The organism is Secundilactobacillus collinoides DSM 20515 = JCM 1123 (genome assembly GCF_001435975.1).
Classification (GTDB): Bacteria; Bacillota; Bacilli; order Lactobacillales; family Lactobacillaceae; genus Secundilactobacillus; species Secundilactobacillus collinoides.
Genome location: NZ_AYYR01000034.1, coordinates 1 through 1,885, shown reverse-complemented (window position 1 = coordinate 1,885; position 1,885 = coordinate 1). Strand labels below are relative to the sequence as shown.

Below are 1,885 nucleotides of genomic sequence, written 5' to 3'. Positions count from 1 at the left end.
TGCCGTAATTTAAAATCTTCCCGCTCAATTTTTTGTTTTAAACGCGCTTGCTGCTCGACTAGTTTTTCATATTGATTAGACATGGAATTTCCCCATCTCGTATGGCTAATGATCGACGGACTTTACCTTTAAAAATTCAGAAAATTTCTGGGCTAAAAGCTTAATCTGATCGTTAGACAAATTAGCATAATCTAAATTGGCTTGACTGATGATTTGTTTACCTAGCCGTTGTTCAATCTTATTTTTTTCGTCCTTAATTTTTTGATTAAGGGCTTTTAATTTAGCTTCTTGTTTTTCTAAGTTACTTTGAGACATAACGATCCCTCCAATCATATTAGAAATAATCACCGACACTATATCATAAGGGAAACGTTAAGTCAAAGGATAAAAGTTGAAATAGCGAAGCGGAAGGCATACACTAAAAGTAAATTCAGGAGAATCAGCAGACCGAGTGAAACGAGGTCAATGCGCACTTACACACAACAACTAAAGTTGGTTGTGTTATTGTACTAAACACTTGTATTAGAAGTCGCCGTTGGCGGCAACAAAATCAAACCCATAAACCCAAAGAAAGGTGGTGACTGACATGGCAATTTTTCACATGAGCTTTAGTAATATTAGTGCTGGAAAAGGAAGAAGTGCAATTGCTGGAGCAAGTTATCGAAGTGGCGAAAAATTATCCGATCAAAAAGAAGGTCGAAGCTATTTTTATGCTCGGTCGGTTATGCCAGAAAGCTTTATTTTAACACCAAAGAATGCGCCAGAATGGGCGAGTGATAGAGAGAAATTATGGAACGAAGTTGAAAGAAAAGACCGTCGAGCAAACTCACGGTACGCTAAAGAGTTTAACGTGGCTCTACCAGTTGAATTAAGTGAAGATGAACAGAAAGAATTATTGACAAAATATGTACAAGAAAATTTTGTTGATGAAGGTATGGTTGCCGATGTGGCAATTCATAGAGATCACCCAGATAATCCGCACGCTCATGTGATGTTAACTAACCGTCCATTTAACCCAGACGGAACGTGGGGATTGAAAAGTAAACGAGAAAACATATTAGACGAAAATGGGAACAAGACTTATACAGGAAATAGTCGTTTCCCAAGATCAAGAAAGGTGTGGTTAGTTGATTGGGATAAAAAAGAAAAAATCAATCAATGGCGGCACAATTGGGCGGCAAGTGTAAATCAGGCTTTGGAGCAAAAAAATATTCCCGATCGGATCAGCGAAAAATCATTTGTGGAACAGGGAATAGCTGACACACCAATGCAACATGAGGGAATCAATAGCAAACGGCATGAAAGAAAAGCATTTAACCAACAAGTTAAGAACTATCGCAAGGCCAAAGCCAGTTATAAAAACAACCAAGAAAAAGTAATCAATAGAGGTCATTTAGATAGCCTAAGTAAACACTTATCGTTTAATGAAAAACGGGTAGTTAAAGAGTTAAGCCATGAACTGAAAACTTATATCAGTTTGGAGAACTTAGATGATAAACGGCGCATGCTATTTAATTGGAAAAACAGCACCTTAATTAAACATGCGGTTGGTGAAGATGTGACTAAACAATTATTGACAATTAACCAACAAGAAAGCTCACTCAAAAAAGCAGATGAACTCTTAAATAAAGTGGTCGATCGCACGACGAAAAAACTTTATCCAGAGCTTAATTTTGAACAGACCACGCAAGCTGAAAGACGAGAATTAATTAAGGAAACCGATAGCGAACAAACAGTTTTCAAGGGTAGTGAATTAAACGAACGTTTAATGAACATTCGTGATGATTTGTTGACCCAACAATTATTGACCTTTACCAAACGGCCATACGTTGGCTGGAAGTTATTAATGCAACAAGAAAAGGAAGTCAAAATCGAGCTTAAATAT

At 37.1% G+C, this 1,885-nt stretch carries 2 protein-coding genes; one reads left to right on the top strand and one right to left on the bottom strand.

The genetic code is table 11. From position 1 onward, the window contains the following. Positions 1-105: 105 nt before the first annotated feature. Positions 106-333 (bottom strand): hypothetical protein, encoded by a 228-nt coding sequence (locus FC82_RS06860; RefSeq protein WP_082620245.1) that lies wholly within the window; start codon positions 331-333, stop codon positions 106-108. Between the two features lie 253 nt (positions 334-586). Between FC82_RS06860 and mobQ the strand changes: the two genes are divergently transcribed. After that, a partial coding sequence (gene mobQ, locus FC82_RS06855; RefSeq protein WP_162260931.1) for a MobQ family relaxase occupies positions 587-1,885 on the top strand: 1,299 nt, incomplete at its 3' end.

Bases quoted from the DNA above. Each gene is read 5' to 3' on its own strand.
- FC82_RS06860 (WP_082620245.1), bottom strand. From the start codon at position 333: ATGATTGGAGGGATCGTTATGTCTCAAAGTAACTTAGAAAAACAAGAA.